Source organism: Aminobacter sp. SR38 (genome assembly GCF_014843375.1).
Taxonomy (GTDB): domain Bacteria; phylum Pseudomonadota; class Alphaproteobacteria; order Rhizobiales; family Rhizobiaceae; genus Aminobacter; species Aminobacter ciceronei.
The window spans coordinates 4837588-4862321 of record NZ_CP062112.1 but is presented as its reverse complement, the minus strand read 5'-3'; the positions used below and the strand labels follow the sequence as shown (position 1 = coordinate 4862321).

21 protein-coding genes and 2 pseudogenes are annotated in these 24734 nt (G+C 61.0%); 13 read left to right on the top strand and 10 right to left on the bottom strand.

Annotated elements, in window-relative coordinates; genetic code table 11:
• Nucleotides 1-43 precede the first annotated feature (43 nt).
• From IG197_RS23895 to IG197_RS23840, 12 genes and pseudogenes are all read left to right on the top strand, one after another.
• Nucleotides 44-841 (top strand): GntR family transcriptional regulator, encoded by a 798-nt coding sequence (locus IG197_RS23895; RefSeq protein WP_192315335.1) that lies wholly within the window; start codon nucleotides 44-46, stop codon nucleotides 839-841.
• Nucleotides 842-1324: 483 nt separating this feature from the next.
• A complete protein-coding gene (locus IG197_RS23890) occupies nucleotides 1325-2221 on the top strand; it encodes a glutamine amidotransferase family protein (RefSeq protein WP_192315334.1) in 897 nt (298 codons plus the stop codon).
• A gap of 4 nt (nucleotides 2222-2225) precedes the next feature.
• Nucleotides 2226-2963, top strand: coding sequence for a GXGXG domain-containing protein (locus tag IG197_RS23885; protein ID WP_192315333.1), 738 nt, complete (start codon nucleotides 2226-2228; stop codon nucleotides 2961-2963).
• Between the two features lie 8 nt (nucleotides 2964-2971).
• Nucleotides 2972-4300, top strand: coding sequence for an FMN-binding glutamate synthase family protein (locus IG197_RS23880; RefSeq protein WP_182576238.1), 1329 nt, complete (start codon nucleotides 2972-2974; stop codon nucleotides 4298-4300).
• A gap of 27 nt (nucleotides 4301-4327) precedes the next feature.
• Nucleotides 4328-5671 carry a type III glutamate--ammonia ligase gene (gene glnT / locus IG197_RS23875; RefSeq protein WP_067967923.1) on the top strand — a complete coding sequence of 448 codons (1344 nt, stop codon included), beginning with the start codon at nucleotides 4328-4330 and terminating at the stop codon, nucleotides 5669-5671.
• An 81-nt stretch (nucleotides 5672-5752) separates the two neighbouring features.
• Entirely contained in the window at nucleotides 5753-7006 is a 1254-nt protein-coding gene (locus tag IG197_RS23870; protein ID WP_192315331.1) for a sarcosine oxidase subunit beta family protein, read from the top strand.
• Nucleotides 7007-7022: 16 nt separating this feature from the next.
• The gene (locus IG197_RS23865) at nucleotides 7023-7331 is read left to right on the top strand and encodes a sarcosine oxidase subunit delta (RefSeq protein WP_067967931.1); all 309 of its coding nucleotides are present in this window, start codon (nucleotides 7023-7025) and stop codon (nucleotides 7329-7331) included.
• Between the two features lie 2 nt (nucleotides 7332-7333).
• On the top strand, nucleotides 7334-10396 hold the full coding sequence (locus IG197_RS23860) for a sarcosine oxidase subunit alpha family protein (protein ID WP_246765230.1): 3063 nt from the start codon (nucleotides 7334-7336) through the stop codon (nucleotides 10394-10396).
• Complete coding sequence (locus tag IG197_RS23855) at nucleotides 10389-11021, top strand: sarcosine oxidase subunit gamma (RefSeq protein WP_192315329.1); 633 nt, start codon at nucleotides 10389-10391, stop codon at nucleotides 11019-11021. The genes IG197_RS23860 and IG197_RS23855 overlap by 8 nt, the downstream gene beginning before the upstream one ends.
• A gap of 433 nt (nucleotides 11022-11454) precedes the next feature.
• A pseudogene (gene istA, locus IG197_RS23850) lies at nucleotides 11455-12669 on the top strand (IS21 family transposase); the annotation flags it as partial.
• On the top strand, nucleotides 12669-13469 hold the full coding sequence (istB, locus tag IG197_RS23845) for an IS21-like element ISSme2 family helper ATPase IstB (protein ID WP_192314504.1): 801 nt from the start codon (nucleotides 12669-12671) through the stop codon (nucleotides 13467-13469). The pseudogene istA and the gene istB, both read left to right, overlap by 1 nt.
• Nucleotides 13470-13552: 83 nt before the next feature.
• A pseudogene (locus IG197_RS23840) lies at nucleotides 13553-13657 on the top strand (DUF736 family protein); the annotation flags it as partial.
• A 112-nt stretch (nucleotides 13658-13769) separates the two neighbouring features.
• Here the strand turns inward: IG197_RS23840 and IG197_RS23835 are convergent.
• From IG197_RS23835 to IG197_RS23820, 4 genes are all read right to left on the bottom strand, one after another.
• Nucleotides 13770-14285: a GNAT family N-acetyltransferase gene (locus tag IG197_RS23835; protein WP_192315327.1), complete on the bottom strand. Its 516-nt coding sequence runs from the start codon at nucleotides 14283-14285 to the stop codon at nucleotides 13770-13772.
• Nucleotides 14282-14902 carry an acyl-homoserine-lactone synthase gene (locus tag IG197_RS23830; protein WP_192315325.1) on the bottom strand — a complete coding sequence of 207 codons (621 nt, stop codon included), beginning with the start codon at nucleotides 14900-14902 and terminating at the stop codon, nucleotides 14282-14284. The genes IG197_RS23835 and IG197_RS23830 overlap by 4 nt, the downstream gene beginning before the upstream one ends.
• Before the next feature lie 63 nt (nucleotides 14903-14965).
• The gene (locus tag IG197_RS23825; protein ID WP_192315323.1) at nucleotides 14966-15694 is read right to left on the bottom strand and encodes a LuxR family transcriptional regulator; all 729 of its coding nucleotides are present in this window, start codon (nucleotides 15692-15694) and stop codon (nucleotides 14966-14968) included.
• Between the two features lie 168 nt (nucleotides 15695-15862).
• Nucleotides 15863-16093 (bottom strand): helix-turn-helix domain-containing protein, encoded by a 231-nt coding sequence (locus IG197_RS23820; RefSeq protein ID WP_182575711.1) that lies wholly within the window; start codon nucleotides 16091-16093, stop codon nucleotides 15863-15865.
• Between the two features lie 229 nt (nucleotides 16094-16322).
• Here IG197_RS23820 and IG197_RS23815 point away from each other — a divergent pair, with 229 nt between their 5' ends.
• Nucleotides 16323-17594 carry a threonine synthase gene (locus IG197_RS23815; RefSeq protein ID WP_192315321.1) on the top strand — a complete coding sequence of 424 codons (1272 nt, stop codon included), beginning with the start codon at nucleotides 16323-16325 and terminating at the stop codon, nucleotides 17592-17594.
• Between the two features lie 128 nt (nucleotides 17595-17722).
• Here the strand turns inward: IG197_RS23815 and IG197_RS23810 are convergent, their stop codons facing one another.
• The 6 genes from IG197_RS23810 to IG197_RS23785 form a co-directional block, all read right to left on the bottom strand.
• A complete protein-coding gene (locus IG197_RS23810) occupies nucleotides 17723-17953 on the bottom strand; it encodes a helix-turn-helix domain-containing protein (RefSeq protein WP_192315319.1) in 231 nt (76 codons plus the stop codon).
• Between the two features lie 232 nt (nucleotides 17954-18185).
• Nucleotides 18186-19220 carry a PLP-dependent cysteine synthase family protein gene (locus IG197_RS23805; RefSeq protein WP_192315318.1) on the bottom strand — a complete coding sequence of 345 codons (1035 nt, stop codon included), beginning with the start codon at nucleotides 19218-19220 and terminating at the stop codon, nucleotides 18186-18188.
• Entirely contained in the window at nucleotides 19210-20151 is a 942-nt protein-coding gene (locus IG197_RS23800) for a kinase (protein WP_192315317.1), read from the bottom strand. Before IG197_RS23800 ends, IG197_RS23805 begins: the two co-directional genes overlap by 11 nt.
• A gap of 200 nt (nucleotides 20152-20351) precedes the next feature.
• Nucleotides 20352-20657: an HNH endonuclease gene (locus tag IG197_RS36890; protein WP_192315316.1), complete on the bottom strand. Its 306-nt coding sequence runs from the start codon at nucleotides 20655-20657 to the stop codon at nucleotides 20352-20354.
• A gap of 379 nt (nucleotides 20658-21036) precedes the next feature.
• Entirely contained in the window at nucleotides 21037-22797 is a 1761-nt protein-coding gene (locus IG197_RS23790) for a UvrD-helicase domain-containing protein (RefSeq protein WP_192315315.1), read from the bottom strand.
• Nucleotides 22794-24599, bottom strand: a complete 1806-nt coding sequence (locus IG197_RS23785) for an ATP-dependent endonuclease (RefSeq protein ID WP_192315314.1) — start codon at nucleotides 24597-24599, stop codon at nucleotides 22794-22796. The genes IG197_RS23790 and IG197_RS23785 overlap by 4 nt, the downstream gene beginning before the upstream one ends.
• Nucleotides 24600-24734 lie beyond the last annotated feature (135 nt).

Here is a 24734-nt window from a genome sequence, read left to right as displayed (position 1 = left end):
TCGAGGGAGTTTCTGTGCGATAAAGACCCCTTGCAGATCCGACGTGAAAGCACTCAAGTCGGCTCTGGACAGACGCAGTCGAGCAACCGATTACGTGTTGCTTGCAATGAGGACGAAAGACGATATGGCAAGCCGGAAAAACGAAGCGAACTTGGTCTACGACATGCTAACGCGTGCGATCATCGAGCAGGCCCTCGCTCCGGAAACAAAACTCCCTGAGGAAGCGATCAGCAAACAGCTGAACGTCAGCCGACATGCGGTCAGATCTGCGCTTCAGATGCTTGCCGCCGATGAGTTGGTGGAGATTAAGCAGAATAAGGGTGCAACAGTTGCAAAGCCTAGCATGGAGCAGGGAAGGGATATCCTGCGAATGCGCATGGAGCTGGAAGATGTTGTCATCCGAACGCTTGCCGGCAAACTGACGGCCACTCAAGTCGAAGAGCTTCGCAATTCGGTCAAGCTTGAACATGAGTATCTCGAGAAAGATCCTGCGTCGTACAAGGGACAAACCAGCTCCTTCCACCGAACGTTGGCCAGGATGACTAACAGCAAGCTTCTATCTAAGTATCTTGAGCCTCTGCTGACGCAGAGCTCGCTGGTATTTTACATCTATGGGCGTCCTCATTGGACGAAGTGTAACTCAGATGAGCATACCGAGATAATCGATGCCTTAGAGATCGGAAACATCGATAGAGCACAATCGATAATGCGAATGCATCTCGAAGCTATTTATGAGCGAGCGTTCTCTGACGACAAGATAAGCGATATCAAATCGCTTCACGATGCACTCGATAAATACACTCAAGTGGGCAACAGTGCACTCCGTAAAGCGAACGCCTGAGCATTCAAATTGCCTGAGTGATTGCAGATGTCTGCCCTGGACCGCGGAATAGCGCCTCCCATGGGCCGCGTCGTGATTTGCACACCGCGGCCTCCCGCGCGCTCCAACGTCGATGCGGTGTCAGCACAATCTTTCCTTGCACTTTGCCAAACACCAGCTCTCCACATGTTGGTTCTACGATCGCGCGCGAACCACTTGGCCCCTAGACACACATCTTAGGCCTACAGGCCGCGCCAACTGCGCACTTCTCCTAGCTTTGGCGCCGATGGAGTTCCTTGGCGGTCATGGGGCGGACGGATGCATTGGCTCGGCAATTTGCGCACTGCCTCATTGCATGTGCCACAAGTTTTTCAAAACGCACGGCTGCTCGATTTGTCTGACAGGAATAAATCATTCATGACAGTTGAAATTGACGAAGGAAGCTGCTAGGTTCTCTCATGCTGTTAGCTTGTCATAGGCAGCCAATGAGGTGAGGAAACCGGGATGTGCGGAATTGTAGGACTCTTTTTGAAGGACAAGTCGCTGGAGCCCCAATTGGGCGCACTGCTGTCCGAAATGCTCGTAACCATGACCGATCGTGGCCCCGATAGCGCGGGCATCGCCATCTACGGCGGCGGCACCAAGGGTCATGCGAAGGTCACCATCCAGTCGGCCAACCCGGATGCGGATTTCAAGGGTCTCGACGCCGAGCTCGGCAAGAAGATCGGTGCCAAGGTTTCATCGACGATCAAGTCGACCCATGCCGTGCTCGACGTGCCGACCGAAAAGGTCGCCGAAGCCCGTGCAGCACTTGCCGAACTGCGCCCCAGCGTCCGTGTCATGGGCGCCGGCGAAGCGATCGAAATCTACAAAGAAGTCGGCCTGCCGGTCGAAGTCGTGAAGCGCTTCGACGTCACCAAGATGAGCGGCAGCCATGGTATCGGCCACACCCGCATGGCCACCGAATCCGCCGTCACCACGCTCGGCGCGCACCCCTTCTCGACCGGCCCCGACCAGTGCCTGGTGCACAACGGCTCGCTGTCGAACCACAACAACCTGCGCCGCGAACTGATCCGCGACGGCATGCGCTTCGAGACGGAAAACGACACCGAAGTTGCCGCAGCCTATCTGTCCTCGAAGATCGCGCACGGCCAGAACCTCGGTGAGGCGCTGGAAAGCAGCCTGAACGACCTCGACGGCTTCTTCACCTTCGTCGTCGGCACCAAGAACGGCTTCGGCGTCGTCCGCGACCCGATCTCCTGCAAGCCCGCCGTCATGGCCGAAACCGACCAGTACGTCGCCTTCGGCTCCGAGTATCGCGCCCTCGCCAATCTGCCAGGCATCGAAGACGCCAAGGTCTGGGAGCCCGAGCCGTCCACCGTCTATTTCTGGGAGCACTGAGATTATGCATTCAACAAATCTTGCGACCGCGCCTCTGCACCAGGCCAACTACGCGCCGAAGACCTTCGATCTGTCCAAGATCACTTTGCGCGAGTTCAACCAGGCTCTTCACAATGTGAAGGATGCCGCCGGTGAATCGAACTGGGAGGTTCTCAACCCCAAGGGCAGCCACGCCGTTGCCGTCGGCGCCGAACACGCGATCTCGATCGATGTGCAGGGTTCCGTTGGCTACTATTGCGGCGGCATGAACCAGAACAGCACGATCACCGTGCATGGTTCGGCCGGCCCCGGCGTCGGTGAAAACATGATGTCGGGCACGATCATCGTGAAGGGCGACGCCAGCCAGTACGCCGGCGCCACCGGCCGCGGCGGCCTGCTTGTCATCGAAGGCAACGCCTCGTCGCGCTGCGGCATTTCGATGAAGGGCATCAACATCGTTGTCCGTGGCAACATCGGCCACATGTCGGCCTTCATGGCCCAGTCGGGCAACCTCGTTGTCCTCGGCGATGCCGGCGATGCGCTGGGCGACTCGATCTACGAAGCCCGCCTGTTCGTGCGCGGCTCGGTGAAGAGCCTCGGTGCCGACTGCATCAAGAAGGAGATGCGCCCCGAGCACATCGCCATCCTGAAGGACCTGCTCGATCGCGCCGGCATCGCCGACGTCAAGCCGGAAGAGTTCTCGCGCTACGGTTCGGCGCGCACGCTCTACAACTTCAACATCGACAACGCTGACGCTTACTGAGGAACATTATGAGCTATCACAATCCTCCGACGACGCCACGCAAGTCGGCCACGTTCGATGAATACGCGATGTCCGAAATCCGTCGCGCCGCTGCGACCGGTATCTATGACATTCGCGGCTCCGGTGCGAAGCGCAAGGTCCCGCATTTCGACGACCTGCTGTTCCTCGGCGCTTCGATCTCGCGCTATCCGCTCGAAGGCTACCGTGAAAAGTGCGACACGTCAGTCGTCCTGGGCACGCGTTTCGCCAAGAAGCCGATCGAGTTGAAGATCCCAATCACCGTTGCCGGCATGAGCTTCGGCTCGCTGTCGGGCCCGGCAAAGGAAGCTCTTGGCCGCGGCGCAACGCTCTCCGGCACCTCGACCACCACCGGCGACGGCGGCATGACCGAGGAAGAGCGCGGCCACTCCAAGCAGCTCGTCTACCAGTACCTGCCGTCGCGCTACGGCATGAACCCGCGTGACCTGCGTCGCGCCGACGCCATCGAAATCGTTGTCGGCCAGGGCGCAAAGCCAGGCGGCGGCGGCATGCTCCTGGGTCAGAAGATCTCCGACCGCGTCGCCGAGATGCGCACGCTGCCCAAGGGCATCGACCAGCGCTCGGCCTGCCGCCACCCCGACTGGACCGGTCCGGACGATCTCGAGATCAAGATCCTCGAAATCCGTGAGATCACCGACTGGGAAAAGCCGATCTACGTCAAGGTCGGTGGCGCACGCCCCTATTATGACACGGCCCTCGCAGTGAAGGCCGGTGCCGACGTCGTCGTGCTCGACGGCATGCAGGGCGGCACGGCAGCAACCCAGGAAGTGTTCATCGAGCATGTCGGCCAGCCGACGCTTGCCTGTATCCGTCCGGCAGTGAAGGCGCTGCAGGATCTCGGCATGCACCGCAAGGTTCAGCTCATCGTCTCCGGTGGCATACGCAATGGTGCGGATGTGGCCAAAGCGCTGGCGCTCGGTGCCGATGCAGTATCGGTCGGTACCGCGGCACTTATCGCACTCGGCGACAACGACCCACGTTGGGAGGATGAATACCAGAAGCTTGGCACCACCGCCGGTGCCTACGACGATTGGCACGAGGGCAAGGACCCGGCCGGCATCACCACGCAGGACGTCGAGCTGATGAAGCGCGTCGATCCGATCGCGGCTGGTCGCCGTCTGGCGAATTATCTGAAGGTCATGACGCTTGAGGCACAGACGATCGCCCGTGCCTGCGGCAAAAATCACCTGCACAATCTCGAGCCTGAAGATCTCTGCGCTCTTTCGATCGAAGCTGCCGCCATGGCTGGCGTGCCGCTTGCGGGGACAAGCTGGGTACCTGGTAAGGGTCCCTTTTAAAACCACAAGGATTGGGAGGAGCAATTCATGGGTACGGCCTTCGAAGCCAAAATCGATCAGTCAGAGGTGACCGATCTCAAAGAGTTCGCAAGGGCTCGCAACATCAGATACTTCATGGTCTCGTATACGGACCTGTTCGGCGGCCAGCGCGCCAAGCTGGTACCGGCCCAGGCCATTTCGGACATGCAGAAGGACGGAGCCGGCTTTGCCGGCTTCGCGACTTGGCTGGACCTCACGCCGGCGCACCCCGACATGCTTGCCGTGCCGGATCCGCTCTCGGTCATCCAGTTGCCCTGGCGGCCGGAAGTGGCCTGGCTCGCATCGGACTGCCTGATGGAAGGCAAGGGCGTTGCCCAGGCACCGCGCAACACGCTGAAGCGCCTTGTCGCCGAAGCCGCCAAGGAAGGCATGCGCGTCAAGACCGGCGTCGAGCCGGAATTCTTCCTGACGACGCCGGATGGCAACCAGATCGCCGACGAGTACGATACGGCTGCAAAATCCTGCTACGATCAGCAGGCCGTGATGCGCCGCTTCGACGTCATCGCCGAAATCTGCGACGCCATGCTCGACCTCGGCTGGAAGCCCTACCAGAACGACCATGAGGACGCGAACGGCCAGTTCGAGATGAACTGGGAGTATGACGACGTCCTGCAGACCGCCGACAAGCACTCCTTCTTCAAGTTCATGGTTCGCTCGATCGCCGAAAAGCACGGCCTGCGCGCAACCTTCATGCCGAAGCCGTTCCAGGGTCTGACCGGCTCGGGCTGTCACGCCCACATCTCGGTGTGGGATCTTGCCGGCAAGTCCAATGCCTTCGCCGACAAGAACATGGAACTGGGTCTGTCGGAGAAGGGCCGCTACTTCCTCGGCGGCATCATGAAGCATGCTTCGGCGCTCGCCGCGATCTGCAACCCGACCGTCAACTCCTACAAGCGCATCAACGCACCGCGCACCGTCTCCGGTGCCACCTGGGCGCCGAACACGGTGACCTGGACCGGCAACAACCGCACCCACATGGTGCGTGTGCCCGGCCCTGGCCGCTTCGAACTGCGTCTGCCCGACGGCGCCGCCAATCCGTACCTGATGCAGGCGATCATCATCGCCGCCGGCCTCAGCGGCATTCGCACCAAGGCCGATCCCGGCCCGCGCAGCGATGTCGACATGTACCGCGAGGGCCACACCGTCACGCACGGTGCCAAGCTGCCGCTCAACCTGCTCGACGCGCTCCGCGCCTATGACGAAGACAGCGAGCTGAAGGCCGCGATGGGCGAGGAGTTCTCCGCCGCCTACATCAAGCTCAAGCACCAGGAGTGGAACTCCTACGCTTCCCACTTCACCCAGTGGGAACGCGACCACACGCTGGACGTCTGAGGCACCCAAACAGGCTGTGCCCGGTCGTGGAGACCGGGCGCGGGCCTCGGATACACCTCACATTTCGCCGGAACACATGCGATGAAATATTCGATCTTCTCACTCGCCAAGGCTGCATTGTCGGGCCATAAGGGCTGGACCCGGGCCTGGCGCGATCCGGCGCCCAAGAGCCACTACGACGTGATCATCATCGGCGGTGGCGGCCATGGTTTGGCCACGGCGTATTTCCTCGCCAACGAATACGGCATCCGCAACGTTGCGGTGCTGGAAAAGGGCTGGATCGGCTCCGGCAATGCCGGCCGAAACACCACCATCATCCGCTCCAACTACGGTCTTCCCGGCAATACCGGCTTCTACGAGATGTCGATGAAGCTGTGGGAGCGCATGGAGCAGGATCTCAATTACAACGCGATGGTTTCCCAGCGCGGCATCATCAACCTCTACCATTCCGATGCCCAGCGCGACGCCTTTGCCCGCCGTGGCAACACCATGCGCATCAACGGCATCGACGCCGAGCTGCTCGACGCCGTACAGATCCGCAAGGAACTGCCGTTCCTCAATTACGACAGCCCGCGCTTCCCGATCATGGGTGGCCTGATGCAGCGCCGCGGCGGCACCGCCCGCCACGACGCAGTGGTGTGGGGTTATGCGCGCGCCGCCGACCAGCGCGGCGTCGACATCATCCAGAACTGCGAAGTCACCGGCTTCGTGCGCGACCACAGCGGCAAGGTCACTGGCGTCGAGACGTCGCGCGGCAAGATCAGCGCCGGCAAGGTCGGCATGGCAGTCGCCGGCAACACCTCGCGCGTTGCTGCGATGGCCGGCATGAAGCTGCCGATCGAAAGCCACGTGCTGCAGGCCTTCGTCTCCGAAGCGATCAAGCCGCTGATCCCTGGTGTCATCACCTTCGGCGCCGGTCACTTCTACATCAGCCAGTCCGACAAGGGCGGCCTCGTCTTCGGCGGCGACCTCGATGGCTACAATTCCTATGCCCAGCGCGGCAACATGCCTGTGGTCGAGGACGTCTGCGAAGGCGGTATGGCGGTCATGCCGATGATTGGCCGTGTCCGCATGCTGCGCCAGTGGGGCGGCATCATGGATATGTCGATGGACGGCACGCCGATCATCGACAAGACGCCGATCGACGGCCTCTATCTCAACGCCGGCTGGTGCTATGGCGGCTTCAAGGCGACGCCGGCTTCGGGCCTCGTCTTCGCCCACCTCTTGGCGCGCGACGAACCGCATCCAGAGGCTGCGCGCTTCCGGCTCGACCGGTTCCGTCGCGGCGCGATGATCGATGAAAAGGGCCAGGGCGCCCAACCCAACCTGCACTGAAAGCGAGACTGGCGGAATGCGTATTGCATGTCCTTTCTGCGGCGAACGCGAGAATGGCGAGTTCACCTATCTCGGCGACGCTTCGCCCAAGCGGCCCAACTTCGCAGTCGATAGCGGCGAAAGCCCCGAGGGCGTCGAAGACGCCTTCTACGACTACGTCTATCTGCGCGACAACGTCGCCGGCTACATGCGCGAGTACTGGTACCACGGCGGCGGCTGCCGCTCCTGGCTGATAGCCGAGCGCAACACGGTGACGCATGAATTCAGATCGGTGACCGCAGCCCCAGGCGTTGGCGCGGCCAAGCCGGTGCAGGCAGGAGAATAAAGATGTCGGGCTATTCCGGATCCGAACCGCTCGGCAGGACGGCCGCACTCGAGGGAACCACCCCCAGCGCGCGCAGCCAGGCAGCATCGGCTAGCCAGTCGCACCGGCTGCGCAGTGGCGGTCTGATCGACCGTCAGCAGCCACTGCAGTTTTCGTTCGATGGCAAGGTCATGTCGGGCTTTGCCGGCGACACGCTGGCCTCGGCGCTCGTTGCCAACGGCGTCAAGCTGGTCGCACGCTCGTTCAAGTATCATCGCCCGCGCGGCATCATCACCGCAGGCTCCGAAGAGCCGAGCGCGCTGGTCGAGATGCGCAGCGGCGCCCGCAAGGAGCCGAACACCCGTGCCACCACGCAGGAGCTCTATGACGGGCTGGTTGCCCAGAGCCAGAACCGCTGGCCGTCGCTGCGCCGCGACTTCATGTCGATCAACCAGCTGGCCGCGCCGATCTTCGTCGCCGGCTTCTACTACAAGACCTTCATGTGGCCGGCGAAGTTCTGGGAGAAGGTCTACGAGCCGCTGATCCGCCGTGCGGCTGGTCTCGGCAAGAGCGCCGAGCTGCCCGATCCAGACCATTACGACAAGGCCTGGGCGCATTGTGACGTGCTCGTCATAGGTGTTGGTGCCGCTGGTCTTTCGGCTGCCCTGGCGGCTGGCCGCGCCGGGTCGCGCGTCATCCTCGTCGAGGAAGACAGCCGTCTCGGCGGTCGTCTGCTCAGCGACGGTGGCGAGATCGACGGCATGCATGCCGAGGAGTGGGTGCGTCGTACGACCGACGAACTCACAGCCCTTCCGAATGTCCGCATCATGGTCCGCACGGCGCTGTTCGGTGTCTACGATGGCGGCGTCTATGCCGCGCTCGAGCGTGTCAACGACCATGTTCCGGTGCCGGGTCCGCATCAGGTCCGCCAGCGTGTCTGGCGCATCGTCGCCAAGCGTTCTGTGGTGACGGCAGGCGCCATCGAGCGGCCGATCGTTTTCCCGGGCAACGACCGTCCGGGCGTGATGATGGCATCCGCCGTGCGCACCTATGTCCACCGTTTCGCGGCGATGCCGGGTCGCAAGGTGGCGCTGTTCACCAACAATGACGACGGCTGGCGCACGGTCGAGGCAATCCAGCAGGCCGGCGGCGACATCGCTGCCGTGATCGATCCGCGCGGCAAGGTGCCGGCGGAATACCAGGCGCTTGCCGAGCTTTCTGACCTGCGCGTGCTTTCGGGCGGTGTCTCCGACGTCAAGGGTGGCGTCGACGGCGTGCGCGGTGTCGTCGTCACCGACGGCAATGGCCGTACGCAGCAGATCGACGCCGACTGCCTCGCCGTCTCCGGCGGCTGGAACCCGAATGTCGGGCTGTCCTGCTTCCATCGTGGCCGGCCGGTCTGGCGCGACGACATCGCCGCCTTCGTTCCCGGCGATTCGCCGAAGGGCATGACCACTGCCGGTGCCGCCAATGGCGAGTTCTCGCTCGGTGCCTGCCTGCGTGATGGTCATGCGGCAGGTGCAGCCGCCGCCGCCGAATGCGGCGCATCCGGCAATGCCGGCGAGGCGTCGGAAGCCGGCGACGAAGTCTATGCGATCTCGCCGCTCTGGCAGGTCAAGGCCAAGGGCAAGGCCTTCGTCGACTTCCAGCACGACGTCACCGCGTCGGACGTGACGCTGGCGCAGCGCGAAGGTTTCGAAAGCGTCGAGCATCTCAAGCGCTATACCACGCTCGGCATGGCGACCGACCAGGGCAAGACGTCGAACATCACCGGCCTCGCCATCATGGCCGAAGCCACCGGCCGCACCATCCCGCAGACCGGCACGACGATCTACCGTCCGCCCTATGCGCCGGTGGCGATCGGCGCGCTCGCCGGCCATCACCGTGACGAAAACTTCCATGCCTGGCGCCTGACGCCGTCGCATCACTGGGCTGCTGCCCGGGGCGCGGTTTTCGTCGACACCGGCCTGTGGAAGCGCGCGCAGTGGTATCCGCAGCCGGGCGAAAAGGACTGGCTGGAGTCGGTGACCCGCGAAGTGCTGGCCGTGCGCAACGGCGTCGGCTTCTGCGACGTCTCCACCCTCGGCAAGGTCGATGTCCGCGGTGCGGACGCCGGCACCTTCCTCGACCGCGTCTATATCAATGCCTTTTCGTCGCTTGCCGTGGGCAAGGCGCGTTACGGCCTGATGCTGCGCGAGGACGGCATTGTCATGGACGACGGCACGACCTCGCGTATCGCCGAAGACCACTACTTCCTGACCACGACCACGGCCAAGGCCGGCCCTGTGATGGCGCATCTCGAATTTTGCCGCCAGGTGCTCTGGCCTGAACTCGACGTGCAACTGTCGTCGGCTTCGGACCAGTGGGCGCAGTTCTCGATTGCTGGGCCCAACACCCGCAAGCTGCTCCAGGAACTTGTCGATCCGTCCGAGGACATGTCCAACGAAGGTTTCCCCTTCATGGGCGCCCGCGAGGTCAAGCTGCGCGGCGGCGTCACTGCCCGCTTGTTCCGCATCTCGTTCTCAGGTGAAATCGCCTTCGAAATTTCGGTCCCGGCTCGTTATGGCGCTGCCATGGCGCAGAACCTGATGATCGCCGGCCGCGACCTGGGCGTCACGCCCTATGGCACCGAAGCCCTGGGTGTGATGCGCATCGAAAAGGGCCACGTCGCCGGCCCCGAGCTCAACGGCACCACGACCGCCGACGATCTCGGCCTCGGCAAGATGATGTCGAAGAAGAAGGACTTCATCGGCCGCGTCATGGCCGGTCGCGAAGCACTGACGGCACCTGACCGCCAGGTCGTCGTCGGCATCAAGCCGCTCGACCAGAAGCGTCGCCTGCGCTCCGGCGCCCATGTCGTTCCCAAGGGCGCGATCCCCGGTCCGGAAACCGACCAGGGCTACGTCACCTCGGTCTGCTATTCGCCGATGCTGGAACAGTGGATCGGCCTTGGCCTGGTCGAACGCGGCCGCGAGCGTTTCGGCGAAGTCGTGCGCATCCACGACCCGTTGCGCAGCGAAGACTACGAAGCCGAAATCTGCAACCCAGTCTTCTACGATCCAGAAGGAGCGCGCCAGCGTGGTTGATTATCTCTGGAACACCCAATCGCCGTTGCAGAAGGCGCTTGTTCCCGGCCGCCATGGCGCCGCCGGCGCACATGCCGGCGTGACGCTCAATGAAGTGCGCGATATCGTGCTGGTGCAGGTCATGGCCCGGCGCGGCAAGGCAGCAGAGACGGCCAAAGCCGCCAAGAAGCTGTTCGGCATCGAGGCGCCGGCTACGCCCAAGGCTGTCACCGGCAAGACGGCGACGCTGATCTGGTCGGGCCCCGATCAGTTCACGGTCATTGCGCCCCGGACCGACGAGGCGTCGCAGCTTGCGGCCATGGTGCAGGTCTTTGCCGGATCAGCATCTTTGTCCGACCAGTCGGATGGCCGCTGCTTGATCCGGGTTTCCGGCCCGCGCGGCCGCGACGCCATCGCCAAGTTCTCGTCGCTCGATCTGCATGACCTGGCGTTCCCGGTGGGCGCTGCCGCGAACACTTCGGTCGACCACACAGCAGTGAATTTGTGGCGCGAGGCAAATGGCGCCGACGGGCACCCTGTTTACAACATGCTGGTGTTCACCAGCTTCGCCGACAGCCTGTGGCACACCATCGTGGACGCGTCGCTGGAATATGGCGTCGAGGCGTCGAGCGCCCGCGCCGCCTGACGGACGCAGTACTTTCACCAAATAGGAAAGCCCCGTTCGACTGGACGGGGCTTTTTTCTATTGGTGCGATGGTTCACGCTCCAAACGGGACGCTCCTAACCTCGCCATTTCTCCCTGTAATCCCATCCGGCTGCTTCGCCGCGATCGGGGCGCCGGCGGTACTTCGACGTCGACAAGCGACACCGACGGCTGAGCGATCTTGCGATCAGCTAAAGGGTCGATGGGTGGATATTTCGAGCCATTCCCAACCGGAAGTCGAAAGAACAGTACGCGGGCGCTGCAAACGGCTGTCAGGCGAAGTGAGAAATTGACCCCCGAACGAAACGAAGAACTGACCCCTCGTTTTTGAGAGGATCAGTAGATGAATGTTGAATTTCCATTGAAGCTCGCCGTGTCGAAAACAGCGCGAGTTGAGGAGATGCGGTCGGGGGAAGAGGTTTCAGCGATGGTTCGACTGCATGAGGTTGGCTGGGGATCGAAACGGATTGCGCAGGAGTTCGGCTGCGCACGCAATACGGTTCGTCGCTACCTTCGTGAAGGTGGTGTGGTGTCGTATCGCCAGCCTGCTCGTCGAACAGCGTTTGACGGTCTGGATGATTGGCTTCGGGAGCGCTTTTTCCGCCACGACGGCAATGCCGATGTCATTCGCCAGGAACTGGCGAGCGAGCATGGCATCGTCATTGGGTTGCGTTCCGTGGAGCTTCGAGTTCGACAATGGCGACGCGAGTTGAAAGCGCAGAAGCGGGCGACGGTCCGCTTCGAGACGGCGCCGGGTCATCAGATGCAGATCGACTTCGGCGATACGCGTGTCTGGATCGGCGGCGAGCGGGTGCGGATCCATGTGTTTGTCGGAACGCTTGGCTATTCCCGCCGGATGCACATTCGAGCCTCGCCGAGGCAGCGCCAAACCGACTGGTTCGAAGGGATGGAAGGCGCATTCCTGCGGTTTGGGGGTGTTCCGGTGGAAGTTCTGATCGATAACGCGAAGGCGCTGGTCGAACACCATGATGCGGTGACGCGCGAGGTGAAGTTCAACGCTCGGCTGCATGCCTTCGCCCGGTATTGGGGCTTCACGCCGCGGGCCTGCGCTCCCTATCGGGCACGCACGAAAGGAAAGGACGAACGCGGAGTCGGCTACGTCAAGAAGAACGCAATCGCGGGACGCCGGTTCGAGAGTTGGGCGGCGTTCGAGGCGCATCTGGACCGGTGGACACGCGAGGTGGCCGACCAGCGTGAACACGGCACCACCGGTGTCGCGCCGACGGAACGCTTTGCTGCTGAAGCTCGTACACTGCGCCCGCTGGCTGGCCGAGCGCCATTCGGACAGTTGCGGGATCTGGTACGCAAGGTTCAGGCAGACTGCGCGATCGATCTCGACACGAACAGCTACTCTGTGCCTTGGCGCCTGATCGGCGAGAGCGTTCAGGTCGTGGTGCTGGCAGGCCGGGTGATCATCCGTCATGCGGGCCAGGTGGTGGCCGATCATGCCCTGTGTCGAGGGCGACGGCAACGGATCGTGGACCGGGCCCATTTTGTTGGCGTTGCCGGCTTCGAAGGGCCAGTGCGCGCAGATCCTGTCGAGATCGCGCCGGCCGCCTTGCTGCGGCCACTCGCGGAATACGAGGCGGTTGTCGGAGGAGCCTGGTGATGACGAACGTAGATCACGACGTGCTCATCGCAACGCTGGACCGGCTGAAGTTGACGGCGATCCGCGACCAGCTCGATACGCTGCTGGATGAAGCGGCTCGTTCGAAGATGACCTTGCGCGAGGCCCTGGCCTTCCTGGTGTCGCGGGAGATTGCCCGCCGCGACGAGCGGCGCATCTCCATGTCGAGCAAGCTCGCCCAGTTCCCCTTCGTGCGCGAGCTGGACGGCTTCGACTACGAGGCGCAGCCCTCACTGGATCAGGAACAGATCAGGGAACTGGCGACCTGCCGATGGATCGCGCACGGCGACACACTCCTGTTCCTGGGGCCGCCGGGCACGGGCAAGACCCATCTGGCGGTCGCCCTGGGCCGAGAGGCCATCCGTCAGAATTACAACGTGCAGTTCATCACGGCGGCGACGCTGGTGGCGATGCTGGCCAAGGCTCATGCCGACGGCTTGCTCGACAAGCAGTTGACGCTCCTGTCGCGGCCGAAACTGCTCATCATCGACGAACTGGGCTATCTGCCCTTCGAGGCCAACGCTGCCCATTTGTTCTTCCAACTGGTGTCGCGGCGCTATGAAAAGGGATCGATCCTGATCACCTCCAACCGGTCCGTGGGCGAATGGGGAAGCGTTTTTGGAGACCCCGTTGTGGCCACGGCGATCCTGGATCGCCTGCTACACCATTCCACGGTGATCACCATCCGGGGCGACAGCTACCGGCTCCGCGAAAAGCGCCGGTCCGGCCTTCTGCAGAAGGCCGGACCGGCGCTCGAAACCAACGAGACAGCAAACCAATGAAGGGGGTCAGTTCTTCAGTTCGCCAAAGGGGTCAAATCCTCGCTTCGCTTGACAACGGCGGCCGCCCGCTCTACTGCAATAGCGACCCGAGCTTCAATGCTCCCATCTTCGCCAACCTCTTCGACGATGAGGAAGGTGACGGATACAGCCTCATCTGGTCTCGCCCGGGTCGCCGCAAAGGCGAGTAAGGCCCCCATCAAGTCCCGCCCGGATAATCCGGGCGGGTACTTTTCGCTCAAAACAAGCTAATGGCGACATGTTCGCCTGGCGTCGAAGAAGACGAGTGCCGGCAATCTCCCGCTACCGATCAGCAACAAACTTTTTCAGAAGTTGGGACACGTCACACGACAAGACGATTTCCGTCCCCAACCGTCCGGCGAAAGAGCAACCGGAACTCGCAAAACCACAGCGGCGATAAAGCCGGAGCGCGCTAGAATTGTCCTCGTTTACGCTCAACGTTAAAGCGGAGTTCCCTGGACGGTGCACAGCGATCCAAACCGCGGCAAGTGCAATAGCCGCGGTGCCAAAGCCCCTCCCCTGTGCCTTGCGGCTGATGCGGAAGTTGTGCAGGCTGATTGCTTCCGGGTTTGCCCAGGACGGCAACGCTGGTCCCTCGCGCAGCATCAGGAACCCCACTGTCACGCAGTCCACCGTCACTAGGAATGGATGGCACGAACTTAGTTCGGGCCGCCTCCTCAGCCTCTCATAGATCGTCACCATTCCGCCGCCGGCGAGATCTTCGTCGTGTTCATCCAGTTCGATGCCTGTCACCGAAGCAATCTCATCAATCTGCAGCAGTTTAAGAGCGATCTTCATGCGCCCGCACCGGCCAGCGCGCTCGTATTTCGAAGCCCATAGGCAATTCGAGTGGACTGCAGGGCGTCTCCGTCGACATGGATGAGAAGAGCGACGATCCTGCCGTCGGGATGGTCAAGGACCTCACCAAGGCGAGTAACCGACCAGCCAAGCTGTTCCAGCCGTGCAGGCCAGAAGTCCTCACACACGACGCTCAGCCTGCCTATCCCCAACCTCAGGCATGCTTCGAGAAGCCCGCATAATACGATGCCGGCCGCCTGTGACGATCGACCCGACATTCGCAAAGATGGCGCGATGAAAAATCGCGTCCATTCATAGAGATCGGCGCCCCTCGGCGGTGCACCTCTGGCAAGCATCGGGAAGACATCCGAAATTAAATGCGGTTTCGTCGTCGGCACCAGACGAGACCCGCCGGCTATGTTTCCGCTGCCGTCTATTCCAAGCAGGTAGATCGCGTCCCTGGTATCAAACGCGTCGATCTCAAATGGGATTGGCCTGTCGATTTGCTGCCATTTTCGGCCAGTGACGTAGATTTCATATCGAATGCGAAAATAGCGTTCGAGATGATCCTGATACGTCCGGCGGTTCGACCAGTCGACGATATGAAGCTTGAACATGGTACGCACCGAGAACGCGTACCCTAGCTGCGCGGGCCGGAATATTCCGGTTTTCTGGTATTGTCAGGGATAGATTTCCCCTCTCCGTACGGCTTCCATGGCCGCCTGGATCGTATTCACCGCGTCGCACTTATCTCTGACGTTGCTCAGATGTCGCTCGACCGTGAACCGCGAAATCCCAAGAATGCAAGCTACGTCCTCAGCTGCCTTGCCGGCTGCGATCCATGTCAGAACTTCTCGCTCTCGATCGGTCAGGGTGATCTGACGTGATTGCTCAACTTGGTCACGCAGCCGGCGAAGCGCTCGGTAGGCATGCACGCACACCGTTTCAAGGATTGGAACGTCTTCAGGCAAAACCTCGATACGCTCGCCCGCAGCGGTCACGACCGAAGGCGCTCTTCGAGGCTCATGGACAGGAACACACAAACCATTCCTCAGTCCGAAGTCTGCGGCCTCGCCCATGACCCGCAGTTGTCCAGTGGTCATCTCTTTGGAAAACAGGTCATGCCAGACAAAGGGCTGGCCGACCAAGCGGCTGCGTGAGGCGCACGGATCTTGGGTGAAATGCTCGCTGGCAAGGTAATGCTTGAGCCATTCTATTGGCCAGCCGTCATAGAGGATTTCGCGCTGCCACGGCCCACGCTGCGGCGGAGGCAGGCCCGTTATGAGCAGATGACGAAAGCCGAAAGGCCGCAAGATGCTGAGCAGTTCTTTCAAAACAACCGCTGGCGTAACTGCGGCATCAATTCTCGCGAGCGCGCCTGTAAGCATTGCGAACATACTGGGGTTCATCACCCGCGCTCCAAAACCGCCGACTATGCGACCAGCCCGCATCGATAATGGCAGGGCCGGTCAGCCTAGTCAGGCGGATTCAGCGTTTCGCATGCAGATTGCTAACTGTAGTTTTCATTTGTCAGCGCTTTGAAAGCATTTCGCCTAAATGCCCGCCTGAGAACCGCGCTATCTCGGTTCCGACCTGGTTTCCGGATCCTTCAGAAGCTCCGCAGGCTCCACCTCCAGCACCGTGGCCAGCGCCTCCAACATGTCGAGCGTCGCATTGCGGCGCCCGGCTTCAGCACCGCTGAGGTAGGCACGGGCGCATCCGGCGAGGTGAGCCAGTTGCTCTTGCGACAACCGCCGTTCCCGGCGTAGCCGTTGCAGATTCAGACCGAATATCTTGCGAAGGTTCATCGCGTGATCTTGCCGAATGTGCACTATAATGCAACGCACTATAGTGCACATTTTCGTTGACATGCGCGGCATATGCTGTTTGATCGGCTGCGGAAACCAGACCCGAGAAGGACCCGGAGGCGTCCGGACGTTCGCTAGCAGCCTGATGCAACAAGCAGCGTTCGGAAGGCCTTCTCTCCAATCATGCCGCACGGCAGACCAATATTGCGTAGACGGAGCTTTCGACCACATGGCGACTATTTCCGGATACAGCTGCATCCGATGTGGCTCCGAACATGCAAGCGACATCAGGATAGATTCCAGAGGCTGTCCCAAGTGCGTTGAACAGGCCCCGGCAAACCTCCAGCCGATCTATACACGCGGTGCAGATGCGGTTGACGACCAGGCCGAGGGGAGCGTTCTCCTCAGTTCCCTTTGGCGTTACGGATCATTTCTGCCGCGCCCTAGCGGTCCGGTGGTGTCCTTGGGAGAAGGTTTGACCCCACTGCTGCCAGCAGAGCGACTTGGGGAAGCGTTGGGCGTCCCTCAGCTCTTCATCAAGGATGAGGGGCGCAATCCGACCGGATCTCACAAGGATCGATTTTCCACAGTCGCGGTGTCGATGGCGCGCGGTCAAGGGGCTCGGGTGCTGGCGACAGCGTCATCAGGCAATGCAGGCGCATCGCTGGCAGCCTACGCGGCCAAGTCTGGGCTCGGCTGTGTTGTCGCGACATTTGCCGGAGCCGCTGGTCCGATGTTGTCGCAGATTCATGCCTATGGGGCTTCCGTTATCCCGATGGCCGACAAGAGCGACAGGTGGAAACTTCTTGAGAAGGCTGCCGATCGTCTCGGTTGGTTTGTTACCTCCCCCTATCAGCACCCCGTCGTCGGCAGTCACCCGCTTGGCATCGAAGGTTACAAAACGATCGCCTATGAGATTGCGGAGCAGGCGGACGGTCATCTGCCTGACTGGTGTGTGCTTCCAGTCTGCTATGGGGACGCCCTCGCAGGAGTAGCGGCAGGCTTCCACGACCTGCATAGGAGGGGAACGATCGCACGAGTACCAAGGCTGGTTGCTGCCGAAGTGCATGGCTCGCTTTCAAAAGCCCTCGAGAATGGCTTTGACCGTATCGAGGAGCAGGAACCTTCCTTCGAAACAATTGCTCTCTCGATCGGCACGACGCGCAGCACATACCAGGCGGTGAAGGCACTGCGCGACACCGGGGGCCATGCTGTCTGCGTATCCAACGAGAAGCTCATCCGCATGCAGAAGACGCTGGCTGCCAGAGAAGGTCTCTTCGTAGAACTGGCTTCGGTCGCGCCTCTGGTCGCAATCCAGGATTTGCGCGATCGGCAGATCATAGCGCCGGGGGATCGGGTGGTGGCAGTTGTGACTGCCACAGGCCTGAAGGACCTCGACATTTCAGCAAATCCGGCCGCCACCCCAGCTCCATTTGAGAGTGTCGAGGCCGCATGGCAGTGGGCAACCAGGAGACATGCCACAGAACCGGCTGCTGCCTGAGACTTGATAGACTTCCGATTGCAGATGTTCAGCAGTGCTCGAGCGGCGGCAAAGCGTCGTCCAGCAATCTTCTTGACCAGCGTGTCTAACCCATTCCGCGGGAGGTTCAATTATCATCGACCCAACAACTATCTCGTTTCCCGTCCCGCTGCCGGATGCTTCAGCAAGTCCGCAGGTTCTACCTCCAGCACCGTTGCCAGCGCCTCCACCATATCGAGAGTTGCATTGCGGCGCCCAGCTTCTGCCCCGCTGAGATAGGCTCGAGCGCATCCGGCAAGATGAGCCAGTTGCTCTTGAGACAACCCGCGTTTGCGACGCAGTCGCTGCAGGTTCAGACCAAATGCATTACGAAGGTTCATCGCGGGAACTTGCCGAACTTGCATTGAGCGGGGATGGCAACAAATAGTTCGCCGGCAATATTCTCCAGCAGCCACGACATACGGCTTCCGGGCAGCTTCAAATGCCCCCTCGGCGAATGTTCCATTCAACAAGACAGCCCACCACGTGGAAGTTGGATGGCAGTGGGTAAGTGGAACAGTTCCTACCGAGCGGAGCACAGCCTGAGGCTTGCCCGCTATCAGTGGGGCTGATTTAGCTTGTCGCTACTGGCTGCGGAACTTCGGCCAGCAACCTCCTCGACCACTCGAACCTGGTCCACTCCCATTCGTCACGCGGCTCGATTGCAACAAGGGTTTCGGGGTCGTGAACGGGTGCACACGGCCAACCTGGGAGCGCTGCCAACCATTTGTCGTCATAGACCGTGTTGGCATGACGATGCCCTTCGTCGGGCATGATGACCGCGACGACTGAAGTCGGGTTGGTTCGGCCTATCCAATCGCCGACGAGAGCCGCAGCTCCGCTCGTCGGCCCCATGAAAATCCCTTGGTTTCGAAAGAGCGAATGGACGGAATGATAGGCGGCATAGGCACCAACCCAGTGTACTTCGTCGACCAGATGATGCCGGACATTTGCCGGAAGGACGCTATTGCCTAGCCCGCGCAGCATTCGCTTGCCCAAGGGCTGCCCGAAAAGCACGCTACGATGGGTGTCGACAGCGGCAATCTTCAGATGCGGATAAACCTGGCGCAGGAAAGTGCCGGTCCCGCACAGCGAGCCGCCGGTGCCAATGCAACCGACAAGCCAATCAACCTGGCCCATCGAACGAACGAACAGTTCGGCGAGGCGGGCATAGGATTGCCAGTTACCCGGACTGTCGTACTGGCGTGTCCAGAAAGTGTGCGGCTCATTCTCCATAACCGCCCTGAGATGCGCCAATCTTCCAGTCTGGTTCCCGTCGCCCCGCTCGTCCGCAAGTGCGACGACCTTTGCACCCAATCGTTCCAGCCTTTCCTGATAAGCTTGGTCGATCAAGGTGGCCGCGGTCACCAAAGTGAGATGGAATCCACGCGCTGCAGCTAGGAGGGCTACGGCCATACCGAACGTGCCCGAGGTTGTCTCGACAATGTGGGCGCCGGCCTTCAGCTCTCCCGACTTCTCGGCCTGATCGAGGATGAAGCGAGCTGGCATCAGCTTCATCAAGGGGAACGCCGCCGCAACGACGTTTGGGCCGAGCCGAGCAAGACGCGGTGTTTCCAGCGCCCTGAAATAGTCCACGTCAAAGGACATGAGTGCCCTCCTCCACGTTGATTGGGAAGATGCCGATGTCCTGGAATCCGCGGTTCTCCAATGCTGAGATGATCGTATGAATACTCTCGCGACGGGCTGATTGGGCATCGAGCATAAGCCCGAAAAGGGTTCCGCTATGCGCCACCTGGATCCCGTAAGCATGATGGCGAGCTGCGATATCGAGGACGACATCGAAATATGGCTTGGGGAGATGCCGCTGGCTGATACGAGCGCTCATCGTCGCCGCCTGGCCAAGTAGGCGCACATCCTGGTAGCGCACAGAACGTGCGACCATTCCTCGAAGAACGCGGAAGAGCTGGATTTCCTCCCCGCTGTACCGTGCCGGAACAAGTTCGAGCGTATCGACCCCAGCAGTAGCGTCTCCCTTGAAACCCACGAGGACAAATGGCGGCAACGAACCGCCGAAGTGCTCGAGCACCACCCCTTCCCGTTGCGCGAATAGCAACGCCTCAGTTTCAAACGCGATCGCATCTGAAGCGACTTCCGCGGCGACCGCCAACCGACTGCTCGTCGAAGGCAGAAATCTCGCGCCCAGGGCGGCTGCCACCGCTCGCGTTGAAGCAACGACATCAGCGGTGGACGAGCCATAGCCATGCCCCATCGGAATATCGCTCTCGATCTTGAGACGCCCACCCAAGGATGGATATCCAAGATGCGCCAACGCCAGTTGCGCAGCACGTAACGCCTTTTCCCGGCTGGGCGGCTCGACGCCGAGCTTGCCGCTCTCATCGAGCACGATCCACGCAGTGGACCGAAGCCTATCAATTGGAAGGGTTACCAGGCCACGGTGCAAGCGCCCACGATCGTCCTCAAATACGCCTTGAACGAGTTCGCCGTGATGGCCAAATGCACAACCCCGTGCCGGCTTTGCCAGCATGGTACGTTCTGAATCGTTGGCGACAAGGGGCATAGTCCACCTCCGAACGAATTGGTGCGGTTCGAATGATGGGGCTACGGTTTCGGCGCGTCACTTCCTGGAAACTGGTATTGACCGCACTTGCGGCCGTTTGAGCGAGCCGAAGTGACAGACGTAGCCCAAACGGCTCGGCCGCTCAGGCGGGGCCCCGAACTGCTCTGCGCTTCAATCCAGTCACCCAGCTAGCCGAGCGACTAAAAACCGTTATCCCAGCGAGGTTCGGACCATCGTCCTTTCGCAATCAGCGCTCTGACGTGGATGAAATAGGCCTCTGGGCTGAGGGGCACCTTTCGTCGGTGCCGCCGACTGTTGCAAAGCCAGCATGCCGCCACGACATTGTCACTCGTATTTTTGCCGCCCTCGCATCGTGCGAGAAGGTGCTCCGCCGTGCATCTGCTGGAACTTATCGCATCGGCTGGTGACATGAGGCGGCTACAATACCAGCAGCGACCGTCTTGCCGGTTGTAAGCGTCATCGCGCAGTTTTTTGAGTTTCGGCATGCCAACTTCCAAGATCGATGATGATCCAGAAAGTTGCTGCGACCTTGCATAGGCGCCCCTGCACTCGGCCGATAACAACGGGCAACGGACGGGGCATTGACCCGACCCTGATGTGTGCAAAACGATGATAGTCCGGTTCTAAAATCGCCTCAAGAACAGCCAGGGGAGATCGGGAGTTCGACAAAGCGCCCTATCTCGCCCGTACAGTCAAACTTTGCATTCAGCCGAAAGTGGACGGTGCAAGCGTGGATTGTCGAATGGCGGGAAAGCGCCCATCTCAGTCGTTGGGCGGGTAAATCGCAAATTCCAATTCCTGACGTTCATTCAGTGTTGTCTTGAGAATCGCCCGATACCAAATCGCCGTGAGCTGGATCGGCGATCAGAGTCCCGCATCTGCGATGAAAGGTGTCGGACGATTGCGATGGTGCGAGGCATCGGAGGCGACGACTAGCACCTGTTTCGCGCGCGTGAGGCCGACATAGAACAAGCGCCGGGCCTCGTCATATTGCTCCTGCGTCGAGGTCGCGAAGTGCGGGATGCTGCCGTCGTTCATGCAGATCAAAGCCACGCCCTCGAACTCGCGGCCCTTAGAATTGTGGAGCGTGATCAACTTGAGCGCGTCGGCGGGATTGGCGAACAGTCCCATGTCCGAGATCAGCAGATTGTCGAGATCTACCCTGTTTGCCCGCATATCGGCGAGCATCTCTTCGGCGGAATCGATAAGCGATGGCTTCGCGGCGGCGGGAAGCCACTCCTCGCGTTCCAAGTGATCACCAATGTCGCGGGCGATTGCGCGCAGCCAGTCGACTCCGCCGGGGTGGTGGTCGGCAAGGGCACGGGCGTGATAGATCAGGCCGAGGGCGGTGCGCCGCCCGAGGTAGCTGAAGATATCGTAGCGCGTGGCGCCAGTAAGATCCCCGATCAGTCGAAATATTGCCCGCTCGACACCGGGAAGGCCGAGATAGTCGACGGACTCCGCGCATGCACCCAGCTGCTCCGCAAGCCCGGCAACGAGACGGCGACGTCGGTATGGGCGAGCGCCGGGTCCGAAGACGGGCACGTCGAACTCACGCAGGGCTCGCGCGACGGGGATTAGATGGGTCCACCACGGTGCGAGAATTGCAGCCTTTCCCAAGGGAATGCCGGCTGCCTGCAAGGCCGGCAGGAAATAGTCGGTGATCGCATCGAGCGGACGCGCCACATGAACATAATTCACGCTCGCGTTGAGCGCGCTCGCGGTGCCCGCCGACTGCATTGCCGGCATGGTCGGAATGAGCGTACGTGCCGTCTCGACGATCGCCGGACCGCAGCGAAAGTTGCCGGTAAGTGCAGCATCGCATTGGGCGTCGATGTCCTTGCCGAACTGGTCCGCGAGATCTGGCCGCGCGCCCGCGAATCTCATGATCGACTGGTTCTGGTCGCCGACAAGGAAGAACCGCGTGTGCAGGAAACGCTGAAGCGCACTGAAAATCGCAAGCTGGATATCGGTCGTGTCCTGGAATTCGTCGATCAGTAACCAGGCGAAGCGGCTGGCAATCCCGCGCCCAACAAACGGATGCGCAGCAAGGACTCGCCATGAATAATAGAGGATCATCGCGAAATCGAGACAGCCATGGCCTCGCACACGTTCCCAGTAGAGCGCTGCCGATTCCGGGGTGACGATGCCGCCCTCTAGTCCCTGCCCACAGGCTGCGCCATCGACATCGATGCGCAGTCCCTCATAGTCGTCGAACGTCCGTGCCGTCGCCTGACGCCCAAAGGCGTCTTCCACCGCTATCACGATCTGTTCGAAGATCGGATTTTCGCGCGTGAGTACATGGAATGCGAGCGGGACTTCAGGAACTAGCCAGCCGTAAGGACGCAAAATGAATTCGAGACAAAAGGCGTGAATAGTCGAAATCGCGCACTTGTCGGCGCTGACGTTGCCTCCGTAGGTGCGGAGTCGAGCCTCAATCTCATCGACCGCCGCATTGGTATAGGTGATGCAGGCGATGAACTGCGGCGTACCAACGACCGCGTCGGCCAGCGCGAGCAGTTTAGCCAGAATGACCCGTGTCTTTCCACTCCCGGGGCACGCGGTCAGGAGGAGATTGCCATCATGCTCGACAGCGCTGCGCTGTTCAGGGGTGAGCGGGATCATTCAGTGAGCCACTGGTAGGCTTCATCGATGTACGGCGGCAGGTCCGCCGCCAGATGCGCATAGCGCGCGGCGACCTGGGCGAAGCGCGCTTTGCCGAACCGCTTGGCAGTGTTGAGCGTGAGACGGCCGAGCTCGACACGCAACGCGATTTCCTCTGCCATGCCCATGCCGCCCCACTGGAGATCGACCAGCCCGTTCTCGAGCTGTGCAAGGATTTGCGGTGCACCAAGTGCCCGGACAGTCTCGATGAGCATCGGCAAGCGGCCAACCGACACCAGTTCGCGTTCGAAGGTTGTGGCCCCTGCGAACGCTGAGACGAACGGCCCCTCCATTGCCACTAGGTCTGGAGCGTCAGTTCCGGGGTCGAAGCCGTCAGCGTCTGAAGGCATCAGATCGGCATCCGCGACGATTGCGCACTTCTTTTCGAGCGATCCTTGTCGAAACAGCTTGGCATAAACGTCGAAGTGAACGCCGTGGATGGCGATCACAGAGATGCCGAGCCGCTCCAATTGCACACCGTAGACATTCTCGATCATCGCCGGGATCAGGAACATCTCGGCCGGCCCCTCGACCAGCATTACTTTGCGGGCATACAGCAGGCTGCTCTTGGTTGCGTCGAGATAGCGCTCCAGGTCCGCGATCTCGTTGGCATTGAGCGCGGCATTAAGCGCCAAATTGCCCGCAGCAATCGTCGCATCCTCACGCTTGGTCAGCGACACCATGCTGCTCAAGGGAACTTGCGACGTCACCTGCGTGCTGTGACTGGTGAGGATCGTCTGTACACCGATTTCGCGCAGCGCTGAGATTAGCGAAAATTGCAACTGCGGATGCAGATGGGCTTCGGGTTCTTCAATCAAAATCAGCTGGCCGGCCGAGCGGTCGAGCGCAATGCGACGCTGGAGATATTCGAGCAGGATCGCAACGTAGAGGATATTGTTCATTCCCAAACCATTGCGACCGGGTTCGAACGAGCTAAGCGACAGGTCGGACAGGATTATCTTGAGATTGCGGACGATCGCGCGAAAGGTCGCCGCAGAGAGCCCGAGGGTGGCGTCCATTTCGAACGCCGGGCCGGACACGTCCTTGAACCTTTCGTCGATCGCCCCGGCAATTTCAGCGATGGTCTGCGACTGAGCGATGGCCTGATTGGCGCCGTCGAGGATGGAGATCAGTGCCGCCTGTTCCGCGGCATCGATCTCGAAGGCCTCGATCAGACGGACAAGGGGCGACTGGCGGGGATTGCGTAGGTCATTTTCCACATCGCGGAGCGCCGGCAGGTGAATGAGGAGATAGGACTGGAGGTCGGCAAACCTAACTGATTCACCGATTCCCTCGTCATTCCAGGCAACATCCGTAAGGTCGATGGCCGGATCGCCACCCCCGCGGATTTCCCATTGGTAGTCTTCGAGCGTGAGAGTGCCACCGGCCAGGTCGCCACTGGCCAGTTGTTCGCGCACCGAGGGGCGTGGTCGGAATCGATAGAAAATCCGCGCCCGATCGGCGGCGGTCTTCCATGTGCTGACCAACGCCTCCTCGTTTACCCGCCCCTCGAAGCCGGTGAATTCGATACCGATCAGAACCTGGCTGGGGTGGGCGATGTCGATCCCGGAGTGTATGTCTTCGCGGAGCAGCGAGCGAAAGCTCGACGGCAGCATGTTGTCCAGGCAGATCTGAATCGCCCGAAGAATCGCGGTCTTCCCAGTATTGTTCTCGCCGATGATGCAGCAAAGGTCATCGGCAATGTTCACGTCGAGCGACGAAAATGTACGGAAGTTTTGTAATACTATCCTGGCAACGCGCATTATCCCCACCCGCTTTTTCGGCGACTGGCGTCGCGTGGCTTCAAATGGTCATCCAAACGGCACATAACGCAAGAACAACCTTGCGCACAACTTGCATCGCAGGCATCGCAGATGCCTGCGAGTTGCTGCAAGCCT

Bases quoted from the DNA above. Each gene is read 5' to 3' on its own strand.
- IG197_RS23880 (WP_182576238.1), top strand. From the start codon at position 2,972: ATGAGCTATCACAATCCTCCGACGACGCCACGCAAGTCGGCCACGTTC.
- IG197_RS23805 (WP_192315318.1), bottom strand. From the start codon at position 19,220: ATGTCCTTTGACGTGGACTATTTCAGGGCGCTGGAAACACCGCGTCTT.
- IG197_RS23785 (WP_192315314.1), bottom strand. From the start codon at position 24,599: ATGCGCGTTGCCAGGATAGTATTACAAAACTTCCGTACATTTTCGTCG.
- IG197_RS23835 (WP_192315327.1), bottom strand. From the start codon at position 14,285: ATGAAGATCGCTCTTAAACTGCTGCAGATTGATGAGATTGCTTCGGTG.
- IG197_RS23825 (WP_192315323.1), bottom strand. From the start codon at position 15,694: ATGAACCCCAGTATGTTCGCAATGCTTACAGGCGCGCTCGCGAGAATT.
- glnT (WP_067967923.1), top strand. From the start codon at position 4,328: ATGGGTACGGCCTTCGAAGCCAAAATCGATCAGTCAGAGGTGACCGAT.
- IG197_RS23810 (WP_192315319.1), bottom strand. From the start codon at position 17,953: ATGAACCTTCGTAATGCATTTGGTCTGAACCTGCAGCGACTGCGTCGC.
- IG197_RS23830 (WP_192315325.1), bottom strand. From the start codon at position 14,902: ATGTTCAAGCTTCATATCGTCGACTGGTCGAACCGCCGGACGTATCAG.
- IG197_RS23820 (WP_182575711.1), bottom strand. From the start codon at position 16,093: ATGAACCTTCGCAAGATATTCGGTCTGAATCTGCAACGGCTACGCCGG.
- IG197_RS23865 (WP_067967931.1), top strand. From the start codon at position 7,023: ATGCGTATTGCATGTCCTTTCTGCGGCGAACGCGAGAATGGCGAGTTC.
- istB (WP_192314504.1), top strand. From the start codon at position 12,669: ATGACGAACGTAGATCACGACGTGCTCATCGCAACGCTGGACCGGCTG.
- IG197_RS23870 (WP_192315331.1), top strand. From the start codon at position 5,753: ATGAAATATTCGATCTTCTCACTCGCCAAGGCTGCATTGTCGGGCCAT.
- IG197_RS23790 (WP_192315315.1), bottom strand. From the start codon at position 22,797: ATGATCCCGCTCACCCCTGAACAGCGCAGCGCTGTCGAGCATGATGGC.
- IG197_RS23815 (WP_192315321.1), top strand. From the start codon at position 16,323: ATGGCGACTATTTCCGGATACAGCTGCATCCGATGTGGCTCCGAACAT.
- IG197_RS23860 (WP_246765230.1), top strand. From the start codon at position 7,334: ATGTCGGGCTATTCCGGATCCGAACCGCTCGGCAGGACGGCCGCACTC.
- IG197_RS23885 (WP_192315333.1), top strand. From the start codon at position 2,226: ATGCATTCAACAAATCTTGCGACCGCGCCTCTGCACCAGGCCAACTAC.
- IG197_RS23890 (WP_192315334.1), top strand. From the start codon at position 1,325: ATGTGCGGAATTGTAGGACTCTTTTTGAAGGACAAGTCGCTGGAGCCC.
- IG197_RS36890 (WP_192315316.1), bottom strand. From the start codon at position 20,657: ATGCCGAAACTCAAAAAACTGCGCGATGACGCTTACAACCGGCAAGAC.
- IG197_RS23800 (WP_192315317.1), bottom strand. From the start codon at position 20,151: ATGCCCCTTGTCGCCAACGATTCAGAACGTACCATGCTGGCAAAGCCG.